Genomic DNA, 19,038 nt, shown 5'->3' with positions numbered 1-19,038 from the left:
CCCCATCCGGCAGGTAAGGCCCTTGTTTCTGGTACTGGTTTTCCTTATTTCCGGTACTGATCAATCAGCCGGGCCAGGGCCTTCTGCGACTCCAGCTCCGGGAAGTAGTCGAACAGCAGGCGGTGCTTGTCGAAGTCGAGTACCAGGGCGTTTTCCAGGCACTGATAGGCTTCGCGGTAGCGGCCGCCGGCCAGCAGGTAGGCGCACAGGCGGTAGTGCAGCTCGGCTTCCAGGGGCTGAATTTCCACGGCGTTGCGCATCAGGTCAATGGCCCCGTCGAAGTTGCCTTGCTCATACAGAATGATGCTCCAGTTCAGCCAGGCGTCCTTATGGTCGGGGGCTACCTCCACGGCTTTCTCGTAGGCCTCAATAGCCGATACGATGTTGCCAATCTGGTACTCGGCCGCCGCCAGCGCCATCCAGTACTCCACGCTTTCCTCGTAGAGGCTCACGGCCTTCCGGAAAAAGTGAATGGCCTCGAAATACTTTTCCTGCACGTTCATCACAATGCCGATGCCAAACCAAGCCTCGTCCATCTCCGGATCCAGGTCGATGGAGCGTTGGTAGAAACGGCGGGCCAGGTCCCACTCGGCCAGTTTCTCGTGGCACTCGCCAATGTTGCAGAGCGCCTCGGGGGTAGGCTGGCCTTCGGGGTAGCTTAGCTCAAACTCACTGATGGCCGCCCGGTAGCGCTCCTGGCTTACGTACACGCTGGCCAGGAAGCCGTGGGCCTCATGAAACTTACCGTCAATCAGGATGGCGTACTCAAAGGCGCTGATGGCATCATCGAGCTTGCCGGCCCGGTAGTAGGCCTGCCCCAGGTTGTACCACGCTACTGCCGAGTACGGGTCGTCGTCGGTGAAGCGCCGGAAGAACTCCAGGTTTTTCTCCAGCCGCTCGCTCACCTCCAGGCAATACAGCAGTTCCTGCACGGCCACGTCGTTATCCGGGTTCAGGCGCAGGCTTTGCTTGTAGAACTTGGCGGCGCTCTTGAACTTCTGCCAGCTCTGGTAGGCCAGGCCCAGGTTGAAGAAAATATCGTCGCGGTCCTGGGCACGCTCAGCCGCCTGGTGGAAGAAAGCCACGGCCTCGGCAAACTCGCCCTTCTGGGTGGCAATGATGCCGCGCGTCACGGCCACGTCGGGATTGTCGGGGTCGAGCTGGGCTACGTCCTCGATTTGGGTGCTGGCCGCCGCGTACTCGCCTTTCATAGCCAGCACCTGCGAGCGGTCGATGAGCAGCTCCGTGCTGAAGGGATACAGGGCAATGGCGGCCTCGCAAGCCTGCAGAGCCTTTTCGTACTGGGTGTTGCTGGTATAGTGGTCGATGATGTTTTCAAAATCGGCCAGGTCAAAAAACACGGGTTCGTTGTGGGCTACCATGTGCTCAAACCGACGCACCGTAGCCAGCACCTCGTCCCGGTCCTCAAAATTCTCGTTCATTCTCATACTGCTACAATCAACACACAGCCGCCAAAACGGCAGACTTAGTGGGGTCAATAAGGCTCTTTTTCTTAGAAAAACCTTAGGCCCTGAATATACAATAACCGCACCGGAGCCCGATGGGTTCTTGCGGGGTACCTGGGTAGCTGAGGCGCCGCGGAATCGTTTCTACGGCGCAGGGGGCGTGCGCACAATTCTGCTGCTACGCCGCTACCCCCTGGCTTTGTTTGAGTCCCGCGCAGCACCACCTAATCGTTTCAGGTAGTGGCCGGAACTGCATTCCCAGTGCCTGCTCAATTTTGCGGGTTTGGTACTCGGTGGCACGGCGGCCGGCGCGGGCCGTATCTTTGGTAATAAGGGGGCGTGCCCCCGTCAGCAAGGACCGCACGTGCTCCAGGCGCCAGATAGTTTCGGCAGCCCACTTGGGTACGGCCACGGTGGGGGGGCGCTTGCCCAGGCAGGTAGCGGCCTGGGTCAGGAACTCGCGCAGGGGTAAGGAGCCGCCATTCAGCACGTATCGTTCTCCGCTGTAATCAGTATCCAGCGTGAGGCGCAGCAGGGCATCCACCACGTCGCGCACGTCCACCAGATTGATGCGGCCGGGAGTATAGAACAGATGCTCATTGTAGGCATACCGAAACAGGCGGGTGCTCGTCCGGTCCCAATCGGCCGGCCCCAGAATAACCGATGGGTTGACCATCACGGCGCGCAGCCCTTCCGATATTCCGCGCCATACTTCCAGCTCGCCCAGGTATTTGGAGGTAGCGTAGGCGTTGTGCTCAGCGCCCAGGTCCCACTTGCTGTTCTCATCCAGCACCAGGGGGCCACTTGTTTCCGGCTGCCCCGGCGTGGTGCCCCCTCCCAGGGCCGCCACCGATGATACAAAACCCAGCCGAATACCAGGCCGCTCCAGGCAGGCATCTACCAAGTTGGCCGCGCCTTCTACGTTAATGTGCAGCAGCAGCTCTTCGTCCTGGGGCGCGTAGGACACCAGCCCGGCGCAGTGAAATACGTGCGTTACCCCTTCCAGCGCGGCGCGCAGCCCCAGGGCGTCCCGGATGTCGCCTTCCACCCACTCTACTCGCTCGGCTCCGCTGAAAGCCGGGGGCTGTTTCCGATAGAGTGCCCGCACCGGCAGCCCCCGCTCCAGCAGCGCCGAGAGTAAAAAGCTTCCGACCAGGCCGCTGACACCGGTGACAAAAATCATGAATGCGAAGTACAGTAGGTGGGGAGAAAGGAATAAGCAGGCTACAAGGAAGAGTTGAGCAGCGGCAGGCTCAGCAGCCGGGGCAAATAGTCGCTGCGCAATACTTTGCTACGGATGTGCTCCAGGTGCTTGCCATTGTGCGCGTCTGAACCTACCATGTCCACCAAGCCGGCATCAATCAGCTTCTCGGCTACCCGCTTGGCGCCGGCCGAGTAGTAGCCTACCAGCGAGTTCAGGTTCACTTGCAGCAGCACTCCGTTTTCCCGAATCCGGATCAGCTCCTCAAACCGGCCGTAGAGGTAAGTGTACCGCTCCGGGTGGGCCAGCACCGGCTGGTAGCCCGCGGCCTGCAGGTTGAATACGGTTTCGGCGAAGTTGAAGGGCTCGTTGATGTAGGAAGTTTCAAACAGAACGTAGCGCCGCTCGCCCCCGAAGCTGAGCAGGGGCTCCTTCTGCTCCAGTTTGCGGCCCAGCCATTCGTCCAGGTAGTACTCGGCGGCACAGTCCAGCTCCAGGCCCGTAATGCCGGCCTGGGCGGCAGTGGCGCGGAGTGCATCCAGCGCTTTCCGGATTCCCTCGGGGGTATTGCGGTAGAAGTCGCCCATTACGTGGGGCGTCATCACCAGCTTGCGGTAGCCCAATTCCTGCAGTTGGCGCAGCAGCGCCACCGACTGTTCCGGGGTTTCGGCACCATCGTCGAGGCCGGGCAGCACATGGGAGTGCATGTCGGTGCCCAGGCCGGCCAGTGAGGGTACTGCCGCGGGCTCTTTCGCGGCCGAGCCAAATAACTTCTGCAGAAAGGACATGTACCGGAGACTACGGAATTAAGATGTCCGCTTCCGGAAACGACTCAGCAACCCCCGGTTGGCCGTTGGTTCCTCGTAGTAGCCTTGGCCGTAGCCATAGCCATAGCCGTAGCCGTAGCCATAGCCATAGCCCCCGCTACCCTGCGCATCATTCAGAATGGTGCTGAGCTTGGTGAAGCCATTCACCCGAATCAGCTTGTTGATATTTTTCAGGAAGGCTTTCTTCGAGTAGTTGCTGCGCACAATGTAAATCGGCACATCGGCCTTGCGCATAATCAGGATGCCATCCGTCACCAGGCCCACTGGCGGGGTATCAATCATCACCACATCGTAGTGTTCGTGCAGGGCCTGAATCAGCTCATCGAAGCGCGGGCTCAGGATCAGCTCGGAGGGGTTGGGGGGGGTAGGCCCGGCCGAAATAAAGTCCAGGGTCGGGATGGAAGTGTGCTGCACGCACTCCTGCCAGGTGTGTTTCTCAATCAAGACGGTGCTCACGCCCTTCACGTTTTCGGCGTTGAAGGCCAAGTTTACTTTAGGCTTACGCATGTCCAGGTCCAGGATAATCACCCGCTGGTCAGAGGCCGCAATAATGCCGGCCAGGTTTACCGTCACGAAGGTTTTACCCTCCCCGCTGATGGTGGAGGTAATAGAAATCAGGCGCTTCTTCTTGGACGAAGAAATAAACTCCAGGTTGGTCCGGATGGAGCGGATAGCCTCCGACAATGCCGACTTCGGATTTTTATCCACCACCAGCTTCGAGACGGCCATCTTCTCCTTATCGTAGGTAGGAATGATACCCAGCACCGAGGCGGAGGTGTTGCGCTCCAGTTCCCGCACGTTGGTCACGGTATTGTGCATGAGGTAGCGCACGGCAATCAGGCCCAGGCCCAGCAGAATACCCGCAGCTAGCCCAATGGCATACACCATCAGCTTTACCGGCGAAATGGGGGTAGCGGGTAGCGTGGCCGGCGAGAGAATCTGGAAGTCGGCGGTGGTGCCCGCCATCGAAATGCCAAATTCAATCTTCTTGTCCATCATGTTCAGGTTATACTTCTCGTATAACTCCAGGGGGCGCTGCAGTCGGGCCAGCTCGGTTTGCTTTTCGGGCAGCTCGCGCAGGCGGGCCTCCAGTTCGGCCCGCTTGCCATCCATTTTGGCCAGCTGCCGCCGCACCAGCTGCTGGTTGCGCTGCAGCAGCTCCCGGATAACCTTTTTGGTGTTGGTTATCTGTAGCTCCTTGGTTTGCAGCGCGGTAGTAGCGCCGGGCTGGTAGGAAAGCTCTGCCCGCTTCAAATCCAGCTGCAGGTCGCTCAGCTCGGTAATGCGCTGGGCCAGCTGCTGGTCCTTGATTTCGCTCAGGGCCGGAATCGTCTGGAAAATATCCCCATCCTCGCGCTCAGTCAGGCGCTTCTGGTTAAGAAGCCGGCCGAGCTCGTCCAACATGTCAATCTGGTTTTGCAGCTTTTCCCGCTCCTGCTCCTGCTCCTCCAGCGCGGCTGTAATCAGGCCTACGTCACCTTTCACATCATACGTGCCGTTACGCTTCACGAAGGCTTGCATATCTTCCTCGGCACTCTGCAAATCCTTCCGGTTCTCCCCCAGCTGCTCGTTGATGTAGCGGGTAGCCCGGGCGGCTTGCTCCTGTTTCCGGGCCAGCTTTTCCACCAGGTAGGCCGAATCGACCTTATTGACAATGTCCCGGGCTTTGAGCGGATTGTGGTCGGTAAAGGAAATGCCGATAACGTTGGCATCGGCGTTGCCGATTTCCACCAGCAGGTTCTGACTCAGGTACGCGTTCAGGCTACCTTCGTCATGAATAACGAAATGATAATCGGCCTCCAGTTTGTCAGCCGAGTACAGGTCCGTGGGATAAATCCGGAACGTAAAGCCCAGAGCGTTAATAGCTTCACCAAAGGCATACTCCCGGCTTTCCTCCTGGTTCTGAAATTCATACTGCACCCGCACCCGGTTGGCTGGCAGCAGCCGCACTCCAATCTTCACGTTGTACACCGCCTGCGGGGAGGCCGTGTACTCCACCCGGAACGGGGAGCTTCGGTACAGCTCGTTTTCCAGCACTGTGCCCTGGGCATAGTAGCTTACCGACAGATTCAGGGAGTCCTTCAGCCGACGGTAAATAATATCGGATTTTATGAGCTCTACCTCCCCCGAGAGCTTGTTGATGCTCTGCTGCTTTTCCACGGCGCCCCCAATGCCTTCCAGGCCCAGCACCCCGGCCTCTGTTTTCTCATCTATTTTGATTGATGAGGTGGACTTATAGAGGGGAGGAGTGTAGCGCAGAAACAGCCACGATGCGGTAAGACCTAACAGGATAAGCAGGAGCATCCAGGGCAGGCTCTTGCGCACCACCATGAGCAGGGTGGTCAAATCAAGGCCTTCGCCCTCGTCGGCTTCTTCGGCCTCGCCGCCGCCCGCATTACGAATTAGTTCTTCCAGTTCAGCCTCTTCTTTTGCCGCCATGTAATAATGAGTAGTGAGACGATCTTTTAGGCAGTGCCTAAAAGAAATGCTGCAGGCTTATACTTATCTTGAAATGGCAATGATGAGGGTAGCAATACCCGAGAGTCCGGCCAGAAACGAAAAGAGAGGAGTAGCGTCAGCTAACGCCTCGTAGAAAGGCCGTCGGATGGGCTCTACGTAGATAATATCGTTGGGCTCCACCTGTAGGTTAGCCCGCCGCATGCCGTCAATGGTAGTCAGGTCGATAATCTGCACCTGCGGGTTCTTCAGGTCACCCCGAATCAGGCGGATGTTATCGGCCCGGCCCGCTTGGCCATTACTACTGGTAGGACCAACAAAGCCGCCCGAAATACCGCCCACTTGGGCCAGTACCTCCAGCAGGTTCATATTATCGTCGAACATCTGCACTACGCGGGCCCCGCCGGCGGCGGCGCCCAGCACAATGATGCGGTTGTTGGTGACCCGGGTCGTCACAAACACGTCCTTGTAAAAAGCCGTGTACTTCACTTGCAGCATGCTATCAGCCTGCAGCAGCGTTAGGCCCGAAATTTTCACGTAGTCAATCATCGGCAGCTTCACGATGCCATCATGCTGGACCAGAAACTCGGAGATACCGCCCTGCTGCCCATTCCCGCGCTGCTGTTGCTGCTGTTGTTGTCCGCCCCGTTGAATGCCAATGCCCCCACCCTGCCGGGAAAAGCCCCCTCCGCCGGTATTGGTTCCGCCGGGTGAGCCAAAGAACAGTTCCCCGTTAGGGTCCAAAATTCGCTCCCCTTTGTTGGTGTACACCCGCACATCCAGGTAGTCGTTGGGCTGAATGATGTAGTTGCGTTCTGCCCGGTTTACTACGTCCCGCAGCCGGGCCGTATCCAGGCGCCCCGCTCCATCCGTGCGAAACAGAATGTTCTGCTGCCGGACCCGGGAAGTAGTGCATGAAAAGGTAAGCAGGAGCAGAGGCAGGCCTAACAGCCAGAGACGCAACAAAGAACGAGAAGCAGCTTGATTCATGCAGACTGGAAAAACCAGATGGGGGATCAGAATAACTAGGGCTACCTTCGTGCGGGCAGTTTTTCCCTAAAAAACCTTCAAAGAAACCGAATTAGTGCCCCCTTTCAAAATTCCATTGCGGAGGCCTTAATCCTGCACTGGCTTGTACGCCAGTAAAATCCTACTTTCGCGGACCCAAAACCGGGCCGTTTTGGTTGCTGTTACTCGCAACCAGCTTGCTTGGCTTCTACTAAACTCTACCACCCCACCCCTACTACCATGGAACTGGTCACTACTGAAAACCAGACGATGATTGCCCAGATGGTGCGCGACTTCGGCGCCCAATACATCAAGCCCCACATGATGCGCTGGGATGAAACGCAGGAATTCCCCAAAGAAGTATTTCATAAGCTCGGCGAGTTGGGCCTGATGGGGGTATTGGTGCCCCAGGAGTACGGGGGGGCTGGCTTTGGCTACGTGGAATACGTAACGGCCATTGCCGAACTGGCCAAGATTGACGGCAGCATTGGCCTGAGCATGGCCGCCCACAACTCGCTCTGCACCGGCCACATTCTGCAGCACGCCTCCGAGGAGCAGAAGCATAAGTACCTGCCCAAGCTGGCTTCCGGCGAGTGGATTGGGGCCTGGGGCCTGACGGAGCCCAACACCGGCTCGGACGCCGGGAACATGCGCACCACGGCCGTGCTGGACGGCGACCATTACGTGCTGAACGGGGCCAAGAACTTTATTACCCACGGCAAAAGCGGCAATGTGGCCGTAGTAATTGCCCGAACCGGGGAGGTAGGTGACTCGCGCGGCATGACGGCCTTTATTATCGAGCAGGGTACGCCGGGCTTCGCGGCGGGCCGCAAGGAAGACAAGCTGGGCATGCGCGCCTCCGAAACCACGGAGCTGATTTTCACCGACTGCCGCGTACCCAAGGAAAACGTCATTGGCCAGGTAGGCGACGGCTTCGTGCAAGCCCTGAAGGTGCTCGACGGCGGCCGCATCAGCATTGCGGCTCTGAGCCTGGGTATTGCCCAGGGAGCTTACGAGGCGGCTCTGCAGTACTCCAAGGAGCGCCAGCAGTTCAACCAGCCCATTAGCAACTTCCAGGGCATCAGCTTTAAGCTGGCCGACATGGCCACTGAAATTGAAGCCGCCTCCCTGCTCACATACCGAGCCGCCGATATGAAGGACCGCGGCCTGAACGTAAACCTGGAATCGGCTATGGCCAAGCTGTATGCCTCAGAGGTGTCGGTGCGGGTAGCCAACGAAGGGGTACAGATCTTCGGGGGCTACGGCTACACCAAAGACTACCCCGCTGAAAAGTATTACCGCGACGCTAAGCTGTGCACCATTGGCGAAGGCACCTCCGAAATTCAGAAGCTGGTAATTGCCCGGGCGCTGCTCAAGTAGATGCCTGAACCGCAGGTGCGAATGACATGAGAATCAATCTGAAGCAGGTACTACCTGTTGATTAGGTTGTTGAATCAGAGTTAATCCGCAAATCATTTGCATCTGCGGTTCAGACTTTATTATCTTTGCGGCCCCTCCAAGTTCGGGTTTCTAAGTTCACTGCAGATATGATCATCGTCCAAATCAAAGAAAACGAGTCGGTTGACCGTGCGCTGAAGCGCTTCAAGAAGAAATTTGAGCGCACGGGCGTTCTGAAAGAGCTGCGTCGTCGCACGTTCTTCCAGAAGCCCTCCATCACCAACCGCAAGCAGAAGCAGAAGGCCATTTATAAGCTGGCTACCTACGGCCCCGACGCAACCAACGCGTAAGCTGTAGCCCTGCCGAAGCCAGGACGAAAAAGCCGGCTGATTCGCTTTCCGAAGCAAGTCAGCCGGCTTTTTCGCGTCCGGGCCGTTGCGCTTTCTTCTCCTGAATTCCATACATTGGTTGTCCGGCCGTAGCGGCTGGCGCCTGATGTATGGAATTATTTTTTGACTACCTGCGCTTCGAGCGGCGCTACAGCCCTCACACAGTTCTCTCGTACCAGACGGATCTGCGGCAGTTCGCGGAGTTTCTGCTGGCTACCTACGAACTGACCGACCCTACCCAAGCCGACCACACCCTGATCCGCTCGTGGGTGGTGGCCCTGATGCAAAAGCAGCAGGACCCGCGCACCGTCAACCGCAAAATTGCTACCCTGCGCTCCTACTACAAGTATCTGCTGCGGACGGGGGTTATCCAGAAAAATCCCATGCTGCGCATTACCTCGCCTAAAGCAGCCAAGAAGCTACCCGATTTTGTGGCCGAGGACTCCTTGAATGGGCTGCTGAACTCGTTTGAGTTTCCGGATACGTTTGCCGGAGTGCGCGACCAGCTGGTGCTGGAGCTGCTCTACGGTACCGGCATCCGGCTTTCGGAGCTGATTGGTATTAAGGCCGATGACCTGAGTTTGCCGGGTAAAACCGTGCGCGTGACGGGCAAAGGCAACAAGCAGCGCGTGGTGCCCCTGAACCCTACCCTGCTGCTCGTGCTCAGCCGTTATATAGACGCTAAGCAACGGGAATTTGGGACACAGAGCAACGCCGGCACCGCCCTCCTCGTTACGAATAAGGGAGAGCCGCTCTATGAAAAGTTTGTGTACCGTACCGTGAAGCACTATCTGAGCCAGATAACCACCGCTTCCGGCCAGCAGCACCCGCACGTGCTTCGTCATTCCTTCGCCACCCATTTGCTGGGCAAAGGGGCTGATTTGAACGCCATTAAGGAGCTGCTCGGGCACGCTAGTCTGGCGGCTACCCAGGTGTACACCCACCTGAGCATTGACAAATTGAAATCCGTATTTGAAAAGGCCCACCCCAAGGCCTGATTTTGTTTCTTTTCGTACCTCTTAACCCCCCAACCGATGAAAGTACAGATGCAATCGGTGCATTTCGACGCCGACCAAAAACTGCTTGATTTCATCCAGAAGCGCCTCGATAAACTCGAAACCTTCTATGACCGCGTGACCGAGGGTGAAGTTATTCTTCGCCTGAATAATAAAGATGGCATCAATAATAAAACCGTGGAAGTGAAGCTGCACGTGCCCGGCACTACCCTCTTCTCGCAGGAAGACGCCGGCACGTTTGAAGCCGCCGCCGATGCCGCCGCCGAAAACCTGAAGCGCCAGATTACCAAATACAAGGAGAAGCTACTCAGTCACTGATGGGTATAGCTACCGGCTGTTAGCTGATAGATAAAAAAAGCCCCGCCTGAATTAATCAGGCGGGGCTTTTTAGTGGAAAAGCTGACGGCTGACAGCTCAAAAAAGGCTACAGGCTGAACTCAGCCTTGATCTTATCCACGTAGTCGAGCTTTTCCCAGGTGAAGGTTTCGACAGTTTTGGTGGTGCCATCGGCCAGCTGCACCTGCTTGGTACCGGGCTGGCGGCCCATGTGCCCGTAGGCCGCCGACTCAGCAAAAATCGGGTTCTGCAGGCCCAGGCGCTGCACAATGGCGTAGGGGCGCAAATCAAAAATACGCTGCACCTTCTCGGCAATTTCGCCGTCGGTGAGTTGGTGGCCGAAAGAGCCGGTGGCCTTGGTGGTGCCGTAGGTAGTCACGAACACGCCCACGGGCTCGGCCACGCCAATGGCATAGGCTACCTGCACCAGCACCTGGTCGGCCACACCGGCGGCTACCAGGTTTTTGGCGATGTGGCGGGCGGCATAAGCCGCCGAACGGTCCACCTTCGAGGAATCTTTACCGGAGAAGGCGCCGCCGCCGTGGGCTCCTTTGCCGCCGTAGGTGTCCACAATGATTTTGCGGCCCGTGAGGCCGGAGTCGCCGTGGGGGCCACCGATAACGAACTTGCCGGTGGGGTTGATGTGGTACTTGATGTCGGAGGTGAACAAGGCCTGCACTTCCTGGCCCAGCTGGGCCTTCACCCGCGGAATCAGAATGGATTTGATGTCCTGCTCAATCTGGCGCAGCATTACCTGCTCATCCTGGTCGAAGTCGTCGTGCTGGGTGCTGACCACGATGGTTTCGATGGCCTCGGGCGTGTTGTCGTCGTTGTAACGGATGGTTACCTGGCTTTTGGCGTCGGGGCGCAGGTAAGTCATTTCCTGGCCGGCCTTGCGGATGGCCGACAGCTCGCGCAACAGGCGGTGCGAGAGGTCGAGGGCCAGGGGCATGTAGTTTTCGGTTTCGCGGGTGGCGTAGCCGAACATCATGCCCTGGTCGCCGGCGCCCTGCTCCTCGGGCTTGGCGCGCTCCACGCCCTGGTTGATATCGGCCGACTGCTCGTGCAGGCGGTTCATTACCTGGCAGGTGTCGGCGTTGAACAGGTACTCGGGCTTATTGTAGCCAATGCGGCGGATTACCTCCCGAATAATGGGCTCGGCCTCCACGCGGGCCGTCGATTTTATTTCACCGGCCACCAGGGCAAAATCGGTGGTAACCAGGGTTTCGCAGGCCACTTTGGCCGTGGGGTCCTGACGCAGGTATTCGTCGAGGAGGGCGTCGGAAATCTGGTCGGCTACTTTATCGGGGTGGCCTTCCGAAACGGATTCGGAGGTGAACAGGTAGGGCATCAGCTTGTAAGGTAGAAGTGCGCGAGGGGCCGGCAGCCCCTGCCCCGGCCGGGCGGTACTGCCGGACAAGGGCTGCAAAGCTACAAGTTTTCTACGTGGCTGAGTGGGTGAACTCCCAAATCTAGCCGGGAAGGGCGGCGCAAAACCTCGTCCCGCCCGCATGAGTCGTCCTCCCGACTATAGGCTGCTGAGAGAAGGTCCTGCGCGGTCCTCAGCAGAACGGCCAACTTATAGATACATGCTCTTGTGAACAGCTTTACTGACTGGGGCGCTATCCGCTTGCGGTCTTTCACGCTTGAGGTTAACTCAGCCGCGGGCGCTGCGTTTAGGGACATGTTCATTCTACCTCTGTCCTCTTTCTTATGCCGCAACTTCGTCTTTTTGCGCTGGTACTTTTCACGTTGCTGACCTCCAGTGTCCGCGCCCAGCGCGCGCCGTCGCCCTACCGTACCCGCTTTGGGGTAGATGCACCCGTTACCGTGGGCCTGCTTGGGGTGAATGCGCTGGGCCTGAGTTTGGCTAAACATAAGGACGGGTTAACCGACGCCGAAGCCCTGGCCCTGGACCGCCGCGACGTGAACCGCTTCGACCGGTTTGCCGCCGGCAACTCCAGCGCCACGGCCAAGCGCATCAGCGACTATCCGTTTTACGCTTCGTTTGCCGCCGCGCCCTTGCTTATGGTAGCCGATGGGGATGTGCGCCGGAAGTTTGGGCAGATTGGGGGGTTGTATCTCCAGACCATGGCTACCACCGGGGCCCTGTTCACGATGGCCACGGGCCTGGTGGAGCGCAGCCGGCCCCTGGCTTATAACGCCGGGCTCGATCTTTCGGACCGCACCAGCCGCAACTCCACCAACTCGTTTTTCGCGGGCCACACGGCCGCTACGGCCTCGGCTACGTTTTTCGCCGCCAAAGTATTTCACGACTTTCACCCCAACTCGCCGGCCCGGCCATTTGTGTGGGCCGGCGCGGCAGCCGTGCCAGCGGCCGTGGGCTACCTGCGCCTGAAGGCCGGCAAGCACTTCCTCTCCGACAACCTGCTGGGCTACGCCGTGGGAGCCGGCGCGGGTATTCTGGTGCCTCAGCTGCACAAGAGCAGTGGCGGCCGGCTGAGCATGGTGCCTATTCAGGGGCTGAACAGCAACGGCCACGCCTACGGGGGCCTGCTGCTGACGCGGCAGCTGTAGCAACTCAGGCCTGCTGTTCTGGTGCATTTCCCGCAATCAGCCGCGTCCGAGGGGCGCGGCGGGTGTTGTGGCTGGGCTGCACGCCGCTTCAGGAAAACGGCCCGTAGGAAATAACCTGCCATACGTGCCACCCCAGGGCCACAACCACCCCCGCCCACCCCGACCAGCGGGGCAGCCGGGGCGGCAGCAGAATCACCAGCAGACACAGCAGCAGTGGCATCAGAATGAACGTGAGCCGCTCCTGATAGTAGCCCAGCACGGCAAAAAAGCTCATAAACAACGCCAGGAGCCCAGTCGCAACTGCTAGCGGCTGCCGCTCAGCCGGCCACCGGCAGTAGCGCCGCAGCCCCAGCAGGCCCAGTACCAGCCCGGCAAACAGCCCCACGGCGGGTAGCGTGGCCAGAAAGCGGCCGACGTGCTGCCCTACCAGCGCCACAAATTCGTCGGCGGGCCGCCGAAACACGTCCAGCAGCCACACCAGTTGGTGGTAGGCTTCGGCTTCGTGATTATAGTACGTGACTCCCTGCAGGCGAAGCAGCCCAATCCAGAGCAGGGTTGGGACCATGAACAGCAGCCCGGCTCCTACCCCCAAACGCAGGGGAGAAGGCAGGCGCCGACCCCGGTTTTGTCGCCAAATACCAACGAGCAGGCAGGGCAGCACCAGCACGAAGCTACCGTACACCAGCGCCAGAAGGCCCGTCAGGAAAGCCCAGGCCGCTACCCGGCGGGGCCGGCGCAGGTTGGGTTGGGTTTGCTCTAGCAGCAGCCACGCGCAAAACAGCGGCACCAAGAATGTGAACATCTGCTGATGCACCGTCCAGAAAAATGCCTTCGTCACTTGGTTTGAGGCGAAGAACAGTAACAGGGCACCCAGCAGCATTGGCTCAGTACGCCCCGGCCTGAGCCGGTGGTACAACTCAGTGAACAGCAACATACTGCCCAGCAGCACCAGGTAGTTAAGCAGCACGTACCCGATGTAAAAGCCCAGCAGGGGCTGGTACTTGCTGGGCAGGTGGGCCAGCACTTGCGGGGGTAGCAAGCCAGCGGCCGTGAGGCCCTGCACCAGCCAGGTGCAGGGGTAGCCTACCGCCGTGCCAAGCAGAATAAACAAGGGGCGCGACTGCCGGACCTCATTGGGCTCCAGCAGATGCCAGGGGTGCCGGGCGTCTTCCATGTACACAAACCCGTCGCAGTTGGCCGTGAAGCCGGCAAAGGAAGTCAGGTGCAGATAGGTACCACAGTATTCCGCCTCGGTGCGGGGCGCCGGCGAAAACAAAAAGGAAGCCGTGGCCAGTACAATCAGCAAGGTACAGGCCGCTGCACGCCGCAGCAGCCCGGAAAATCTACCCGCCATGCGTTACTGCCCACCCGTTGTGCCCGCGGCCGGCGCGGCGGGGTTCAGGGTGGTTTCGAAGAGCTTGAGAATACGCTTGTACTCGTCAGTCCAGGAGCTGGGCTCCACGAAGCCGTGGTCTTCCACGGGGTACACGGCCAGTTCCCAGTTGTCTTTTTTCAGCTCGATGAGGCGCTGGGAGAGGCGCACAATGTCCTGGAAGTGCACGTTGGTATCGACCATACCGTGGCACATGAGCAGGTGCCCCTTCAGGCCGGCGGCGTAGTTGATGGGCGAGGACCGGGCGTAGGCCAGGCTGTCGTTGTAGGGCTCGTTGAGGATGTTGTCGGTGTAGCCGTGGTTGTAGTGGGCCCAGTCGGTAACGGAGCGCAGGGCCGCGCCGGCCTGGAACACCTCGGGTTGGGTGAACATGGCCATCAGGGTAATGAAGCCGCCGTAGGAACCGCCGTAAATACCAATGCGCTGGGGGCTGACGCCGTACTTCTCGGTCAGCAGCTTTACCCCATCGACCTGGTCGGTGAGGTCCTTGCCGCCCATGTAGCGGTAGATGCCCGTGCGCACGTCGCGGCCGTAGCCGGCGGAGCCGCGGTAGTCGATGTCGAGTACGGTATATCCCTTGTCGGCCAGCAGGTTGTGGAACATGTACTCCCGAAAGTAGGTGCTCCACCACTTGTGGGCGTTCTGGAGGTAGCCGGCCCCGTGCACGAAAATCACGGCCGGGCCCTGGGCTGCAGCGTTGGCCGGGCGGTAGAGGCGGGCGTACACATCAGCCCCGTCGCGGGCCTTGTAGCTGATGACTTCGGGGGCGCGCCAGGGGTAGCTCTCGAACTCGGGGGTAGTGCTGTGGGTAAGCTGCCGCAGCTTGGCGCCGGGCTTGTTGTCCATCACGAACAGCTCCCAGGGCTTGTTAGAGGTACTGTAGCGCACGGCCAGGGTCTTCTCGTCGGGGGAAAGCGTGACTTCACTGGCGCCGGGCTGGGTCGTAATCTGGGTCATCGAGCCGCCCTCCAGGGGCAGGCGGTAGAAGTGCTGCTCGCCGGGGTGGGTTTTGTTGGCCGTGAGGTACCAGGTTTTCCGGTCGCGGCTGAGCTGGGCCTTCTGCACTTCCCAGCGGCCGCTGGTCAGAGCTTTCTTCTGGCCCGAGGTGAAATCGGCAGTGTACAAATGGCTGAAACCGGTTTCCTCGCTCTGGAACCAGATGCGGCGATTGTCGGGGAGCCAGCCCACGTTGCCTTCATCGTAGCCGATGCCGGGGCCGTTAATCCAGGCGTCGTCGTGCTGGCGGTCCAGGAGCCGGATTTTTTGGGTGGCCGGGTCGAGGGCGACAATCCACCGGTCCTTGTTATCGGTGCTGCGGATGACGAGGAAAGCGTGCTGGCCGTTGTCGGACCAGAACGGCCCGAACGGAATTACGCGGCGCACTTCGGTGGCGGGCTTCTCCTTTTTGGTCCCGGCGGCCTTGGCCGTGTCAGAGGGGGTAGGGGCTTTGGCCTGCAGCTGGTACTCCTTGCGGTAGGCGGGCTGCTCATCGAGGCCTTTCAGCTCCTTGTAGCCCAGTACGAAGGTCGTGTCTCGACCAACATCATAGAGGCCCAGCTGGTAGGCGGTTTGGGCGGCGCCTACCTTGGTACGGGTGCTGATGTCCTCGGTGAAGCCCGAGGTTGTCACGAAGTTGGGTACCAGAGCTACTTTTTGGGCAGCGGGCTCCTGCACCAGGGTGTAGGTTACGTAGCGGCCATCGGGCGAGAGGCGCAGGTTCTGCACCGTCTGCTGGCCCAGCCAAATGGCTTTGGGCCGCAGCTTGGCCAAGGCTTTCTGCTGCCGCTGCCGGGCCTTGGCATCCTGCTCCTTGCCGCGCAGCACCTCAAACAAAGCCAGCTGCTGAGCCCGCAGAAACTTCTCCGATTTATCGGTTGGTTCGCCCGAGGCCGGCTTGTTGCCGCGGCGGAAATCGGTGCGCTGGGTGGTTTCGCCGGTGGCGGGGTCCCAGGTAAACAGGTTGCCGGCCCGGGTGTAGCTGATGGTGCGGCCCTGGAGGGCAAACTGGGCGTCGGTTTCCCGCTCGGCCGTGTTGGTTACGCGGCGCACGCGCTGGGTTTTCAGGTCGAGCAGATAAATGTCGCCGTCCTTCTCGTACACTTTGCGGGTGTAGCCCTGGTCGTACTCGCCGGCCTGAGTAGGTAGGCTCTGCTGCTCCCGCAGGCTCACTTTGCGCGCGGTGCCGCCGCTTGGGGCAAGGCGGTAGAGGGAGTCGCGACGGGCTTTTTCGGGGTTCCAGGTGAAGTAGATGGTTTTGCCATCCTCGGCCCAGGCAATGTTGTTAGGCGAGCTGCCCAGCCACTGGGCTGGGTCGCGCATGATTTTCTCGACGGTGAGCGGGCCCAGCTGCTGCGCCTGGGCCGGGCTGGCCAGCAACGTCAGTACCGCACCTAGCGGCAGTATAGAAGGTTTCAACATGAAAGCGGGGTAGGGAATGGGTCGGGCCGCAACTTACGCAGCGGCTTGCAATGGACATAGCCGGGCGGCCAGCGTTGCATTTGCCAGAGCATGCCACCTAGCTATCAGCCCGCAACCAAGCTACTCAACGAAGTAGGAGCCCGGCTACCGGGCCTCGGCCAGAAGCGCGTGCAATGTATTTCTGGCCCGAATGGCCTGCTCCCGATTCACATCTTTTCCCGCACACTGCTCATAATACTCCGGGGCGTAAAAGTGCGCGACTTGGATAGTGGTCTTCGAAAGTAAATAGAACGTGTTTTCATCGCCATCATCGATTGCGCACTTACTTTTTGATTTTGGCGCCTGCTGATCTCCCTGTATCGTCCACAACTGGGGCGGGTTCAGTAGGCGCCAGTTGCGGCTCAGTATCTCGCCGGCTATCCTTCTGGGCAGCAAATACTGGTTGGTATCCGGAATGGTGGCCCGGAACCGTCGTTCCTCATTGGCAAATTTTTGGCTCAGCTTGCCAGGAAAGTAGTGCCCTGGGATGTTGCGGTACGGGCTGGTGTAGGTGAAAAACGCCAGCCGATTCTGGTACTTAGCCAAAATCAGGTAGTGGGGCGAATTATTCCGGCTGGAGCCGCTCTGATAAACAATAGTGCTATCGAAGTTTTGCTGAAAAAACCTGTGCAGAGGCGTTGGGACTTGCGCCTGGGTGGTGGGGGCCCATAGTATAAGCGTGGGGCTAAGCAATGCTATGGTTAGCTTCATATAAACGAAGAGAAGCAAGAGAGTACTCAGCAATTTGCAAGGAATGGAGCAACTCTATGCGACATTTTCAATAAATACTTGTCATTGCCGGGCGTATTACTTAAGCATTGCAGAATATTCACCCTCTCTCCTTTCCATGCGACTACCGCGACTGAAACCCTCCTTCGCCATTCTGCCGGCGCTGCTGCTCCGTAGCTTTATGCTGTCTGCACAATCGATTGAGTTGACTAATCCTATCCTGAATGGCTTCTATCCCGACCCCAGCGTCATCAGGGTAGGTACTGATTACTACCTGGTTAACTCTACCTTCTCTTACTTCCCGGGCATTCCGGTTTTTCATAGCAAGGACCTGAAAAACTGGCAGCAGATTGGCAACGTTATCAGCCGGCCCTCGCAAATGAACTTCCTGGGCGACCGGATGACGCGCGGGCTGTTCGCGCCGGCCATTGAGTACCACAACGGCACGTACTACGTCACCTGCACCCTGATTGACCACAAGGGCAACTTTGTGGTGACGGCCAAAAACCCCGCCGGCCCCTGGAGCGACCCGATTTTTCTGCCGGAGGTGAAGGGCATCGACCCCTCGCTGTACTTCGAGGGTAGCAAAGCCTACGTTATCTACAACAGCGACCCGCCCAACAACAAGCCCCTCTACGACGGCCACCGCTCCATCAAGATGATCGAGCTGGACCCCGTGAAGCTGCAAACCGTGGGCGAGGCCAGAATACTGGTGAACGGTGGCGTGGATCTGAGCAAAAAACCCGTCTGGATTGAAGGCCCCCACCTAATGAAGCGCGGCGACTGGTACTACCTCTACGCGGCCGAGGGCGGCACCTCGGTCAACCACACGGAGGTAGTGTTCCGCAGCAAGGCGCCCCTGGGCCCGTTCGTGCCCTACGAGAAAAACCCCATTCTCTCGCAGCGCGAGCTGCCCAAGGACCGCAAAGACCCTATCACCTCGGCCGGGCACGCGCAGTTTGTGGACGGGCCCGATGGCAAGACCTACGCTATTTTCCTGGCCGTGCGGCCCTACGAAGGCAATTTCTACAACACCGGCCGCGAAACGTTTATTGTGCCCGTGGAGTGGAAGGACGAGTGGCCCGTGACGGTGCCGGGCCCGAACGGCGTGCAGTATTCCTACCCCGCCAAATTCCCGGAAGTCAAGCAAAAGGATGCTCTACCCCAGAGCGGCAACTTCAGCTACACGCTCACCTTCGAGAAGCAGCTCGACCCCGCGCTCCTGTTCATGCGCACCGTGGACAGCACCAATTTCTCTTTGAGCAAGGCCAAAGGGCTCACCCTGAAATTGAAGCCCGAAACCGTAGCCGAACTGGGCAACCCGGCCTTTATCGGCAAGCGGCAGCAACACCTATACGGCAGCGCCGAAACCGAGCTGACCTTTGCCGCCAAGTCCGAAAACGAAACGGCCGGTTTGGTGGTGTTTCAGGATGAGAAGCACTTCTACTACCTCTGCAAATCGGTAGAAGGTGGCAAGCCCGTGGTGCAGCTGCTCAAGAGCACCACCGACGCGAAGAAATCCGAGTTGCTGGCGCAAGCGCCCCTGAAAACGGCGGCCGGCAAAGTACAGCTGCGCATCAACGCCGACGGGGACACCTACAGCTTCCGCTTTTCGGAGGACGGCAAAAACTATACGCTACTGAAGGACAAGGTGGATACGCGCTTCCTGAGCACGCAGGTAGCGGGCGGCTTCATCGGCTGCCTGTACGGCATGTACGGCACCTCGGCCGGGCAGCCAACCACCAACACGGCCTCCTTTAAGTGGCTGAAGTACGCGGGGAATGACCCCATGTACAAGAAATAATTCGCGGTTCGTCAGGCTC

General features: G+C 59.2%; 15 protein-coding genes. 6 read left to right on the top strand and 9 right to left on the bottom strand.

Translation table 11 applies throughout. The features are described from left to right. Window positions 1–44: 44 nt before the first annotated feature. From GGU46_RS02645 to GGU46_RS02625, 5 genes are all read right to left on the bottom strand, one after another. A complete protein-coding gene (locus GGU46_RS02645) occupies window positions 45–1,442 on the bottom strand; it encodes a tetratricopeptide repeat protein (RefSeq protein ID WP_183402024.1) in 1,398 nt (465 codons plus the stop codon). Between the two features lie 202 nt (window positions 1,443–1,644). Beyond that, window positions 1,645–2,649 (bottom strand): NAD-dependent epimerase/dehydratase family protein, encoded by a 1,005-nt coding sequence (locus GGU46_RS02640; protein ID WP_183402023.1) that lies wholly within the window; start codon window positions 2,647–2,649, stop codon window positions 1,645–1,647. Between the two features lie 41 nt (window positions 2,650–2,690). Further along, complete coding sequence (locus GGU46_RS02635) at window positions 2,691–3,455, bottom strand: tyrosine-protein phosphatase (protein WP_183402022.1); 765 nt, start codon at window positions 3,453–3,455, stop codon at window positions 2,691–2,693. Window positions 3,456–3,473: 18 nt separating this feature from the next. Continuing rightward, window positions 3,474–5,933 (bottom strand): GumC family protein, encoded by a 2,460-nt coding sequence (locus GGU46_RS02630; protein ID WP_183402021.1) that lies wholly within the window; start codon window positions 5,931–5,933, stop codon window positions 3,474–3,476. Window positions 5,934–5,996: 63 nt separating this feature from the next. Then, complete coding sequence (locus GGU46_RS02625) at window positions 5,997–6,941, bottom strand: polysaccharide biosynthesis/export family protein (protein ID WP_183402020.1); 945 nt, start codon at window positions 6,939–6,941, stop codon at window positions 5,997–5,999. Window positions 6,942–7,199: 258 nt separating this feature from the next. Here GGU46_RS02625 and GGU46_RS02620 point away from each other — a divergent pair, with 258 nt between their 5' ends. From GGU46_RS02620 to hpf, 4 genes are all read left to right on the top strand, one after another. Continuing rightward, complete coding sequence (locus GGU46_RS02620; RefSeq protein WP_183402563.1) at window positions 7,200–8,339, top strand: acyl-CoA dehydrogenase; 1,140 nt, start codon at window positions 7,200–7,202, stop codon at window positions 8,337–8,339. Between the two features lie 167 nt (window positions 8,340–8,506). After that, window positions 8,507–8,707, top strand: a complete 201-nt coding sequence (gene rpsU / locus GGU46_RS02615; RefSeq protein ID WP_125425461.1) for a 30S ribosomal protein S21 — start codon at window positions 8,507–8,509, stop codon at window positions 8,705–8,707. A gap of 149 nt (window positions 8,708–8,856) precedes the next feature. After that, the gene (locus GGU46_RS02610) at window positions 8,857–9,744 is read left to right on the top strand and encodes a tyrosine-type recombinase/integrase (protein WP_183402019.1); all 888 of its coding nucleotides are present in this window, start codon (window positions 8,857–8,859) and stop codon (window positions 9,742–9,744) included. Between the two features lie 36 nt (window positions 9,745–9,780). Beyond that, window positions 9,781–10,080, top strand: coding sequence for a ribosome hibernation-promoting factor, HPF/YfiA family (gene hpf, locus GGU46_RS02605; protein ID WP_183402018.1), 300 nt, complete (start codon window positions 9,781–9,783; stop codon window positions 10,078–10,080). Between the two features lie 106 nt (window positions 10,081–10,186). On the opposite strand, the gene metK is transcribed toward hpf, so the two are convergent. Continuing rightward, a complete protein-coding gene (gene metK / locus GGU46_RS02600; RefSeq protein WP_183402017.1) occupies window positions 10,187–11,449 on the bottom strand; it encodes a methionine adenosyltransferase in 1,263 nt (420 codons plus the stop codon). Window positions 11,450–11,811: 362 nt separating this feature from the next. On the opposite strand from metK, the gene GGU46_RS02595 reads away from it, so the two are divergent. Continuing rightward, a complete protein-coding gene (locus tag GGU46_RS02595; protein WP_183402016.1) occupies window positions 11,812–12,636 on the top strand; it encodes a phosphatase PAP2 family protein in 825 nt (274 codons plus the stop codon). Between the two features lie 88 nt (window positions 12,637–12,724). Here GGU46_RS02595 and GGU46_RS02590 read toward each other — a convergent pair whose 3' ends face one another. From GGU46_RS02590 to GGU46_RS02580, 3 genes are all read right to left on the bottom strand, one after another. Continuing rightward, window positions 12,725–13,942 (bottom strand): hypothetical protein, encoded by a 1,218-nt coding sequence (locus tag GGU46_RS02590; protein ID WP_183402015.1) that lies wholly within the window; start codon window positions 13,940–13,942, stop codon window positions 12,725–12,727. A gap of 51 nt (window positions 13,943–13,993) precedes the next feature. After that, window positions 13,994–16,447: a S9 family peptidase gene (locus GGU46_RS02585; protein WP_183402014.1), complete on the bottom strand. Its 2,454-nt coding sequence runs from the start codon at window positions 16,445–16,447 to the stop codon at window positions 13,994–13,996. A gap of 144 nt (window positions 16,448–16,591) precedes the next feature. Further along, on the bottom strand, window positions 16,592–17,197 hold the full coding sequence (locus GGU46_RS02580) for a hypothetical protein (RefSeq protein WP_183402013.1): 606 nt from the start codon (window positions 17,195–17,197) through the stop codon (window positions 16,592–16,594). A 136-nt stretch (window positions 17,198–17,333) separates the two neighbouring features. On the opposite strand from GGU46_RS02580, the gene GGU46_RS02575 reads away from it, so the two are divergent. Further along, complete coding sequence (locus tag GGU46_RS02575; RefSeq protein ID WP_394353388.1) at window positions 17,334–19,019, top strand: glycoside hydrolase family 43 protein; 1,686 nt, start codon at window positions 17,334–17,336, stop codon at window positions 19,017–19,019. Window positions 19,020–19,038: the final 19 nt, after the last annotated feature.

This window comes from Hymenobacter latericoloratus (genome assembly GCF_014199535.1).
Taxonomy (GTDB): domain Bacteria; phylum Bacteroidota; class Bacteroidia; order Cytophagales; family Hymenobacteraceae; genus Hymenobacter; species Hymenobacter latericoloratus.
Note: the sequence above shows the minus strand (reverse complement) of the source record. Positions and strands in the feature narration are given on the sequence as shown.